We start from the raw sequence: 1,355 nt of genomic DNA, 5'->3' as shown, positions 1-1,355 counted from the left end.
GCCCGGGCCGGCGCCAGCGGCGCGGCCTTCGCGGTGGTCGCCGACGAGGTGCGCGGCCTCGCCACGACCATCAACGCGCTGTCGGACGTGATCAAGCAGCAGATCGGCACCATGGCGGCCGGCCTGCGCGGCAGCCATGCCCTGCTGGGCGACATCGCGGCGATCGACATGTCCGAGGAGAGCCGCACCGCCGAGACGCGCGTCCGCATGGTGATGCGGGCGCTGGTCGAGCAGAACGCCCAGGTCGCGGGCATCCTGCAGCAGACCGCCGAGACCACGCAGGCCATCACGCAGGACGTGTCGGCGGCGATCGTGGCGATGCAGTTCCAGGACCGGGCCAAGCAGCGCATCCAGAACGTCGAGGGCCTGCTGCGCTCGGCCGGCGCGGAACTTGGCCGGCTCTCCGCCGACAGCGCGGAACGCGGCGCGGCGCAGGGCGATGCGGCCGACCCGGCCTGGATCGCGGCGGCGATCGCCGGCTGCACGCTGGGTGAGGTCCGGGCGCGTCTGACGGAGCGGCTGCTCGGCGGTGCCCCGGCCACGGAGAAACTGGCCGGCGACGCCGCGGCCGCCGACGATCTGGACGGCATCGACCTGTTCTGAGCGCGCGGGCGCGGTCTACGGGCAGCCCGTTCGGGCCCGATCAGCAGTCGCACTGTGGCTGGGCCTTCCGCGAACGGCCCGGTCTCAATTCCTCTCCCGAGCCGATCCACTCGCCGCTTCCCGCGCAGGGCTGCAGTGGGCTGCATCCGTGCGGCTGCGGAGCGCGGTGTGCGTCGATGCAGGTCGATGCGCTGTGCTGTGCGGAGCCGCGCCGGACAGCGCCCCCGAGATCCTGTGATCCGCGGCTCACACGATCGAGGTATCCAACAATCTAATAATCCAATACTTAGGTATTTATACTGTTCGTTAAGAGATTAAGCCCGCTTGTTAATCAAAAATTTCTATTCGGATTTTACATAAACGACGATGTCAGGCGTGCGCTGCTTATCACTTTCTGTCATCGCGCGGACGTCGCGGACCATGATGGTCCAGTCGATTGTCTGATCGCAAAGAATATTGCCCGCGCCCGGTACTGAAGCATCCATTATCGCTCAGGACCGGGCGGTCCGTTCTATATCTGCGTCCTGTGTTCGGGGGTCCGATCGTTCCATGACTGCTCTGGATCCGGCGGAGATCTTCCGCGCCGAGGCCGCCGAACTGCTCGCCTGCCTGGAGGCGACGCTGCTCGACCTGGGCGACCGGCCCGAGGACCGGGCCCTGGTCGACACCGCCTTCCGCGCCCTGCACACGATCAAGGGCTCGGGCGCCATGTTCGGCTTCGAGCAGGTCGCCGCCTTCACCCACGACTTCGA

The 1,355-nt window shown here is 67.4% G+C and carries 1 protein-coding gene and 1 pseudogene; both read left to right on the top strand.

Going from position 1 to position 1,355, the window contains the following annotated elements; genetic code table 11:
• Positions 1 to 603: pseudogene (locus ACTJK8_RS32300) on the top strand (methyl-accepting chemotaxis protein); the annotation flags it as partial.
• Positions 604 to 1,152: 549 nt separating this feature from the next.
• A partial coding sequence (locus tag ACTJK8_RS32295; RefSeq protein WP_440763207.1) for an Hpt domain-containing protein occupies positions 1,153 to 1,355 on the top strand: 203 nt, incomplete at its 3' end.

It is taken from the genome of Methylobacterium sp. 22177 (assembly GCF_052045615.1).
Lineage (GTDB): Bacteria > Pseudomonadota > Alphaproteobacteria > Rhizobiales > Beijerinckiaceae > Methylobacterium > Methylobacterium radiotolerans.
The sequence above is the reverse complement of the archived record's forward strand: the minus strand, read 5'-3'. Positions and strand labels throughout refer to the sequence as shown.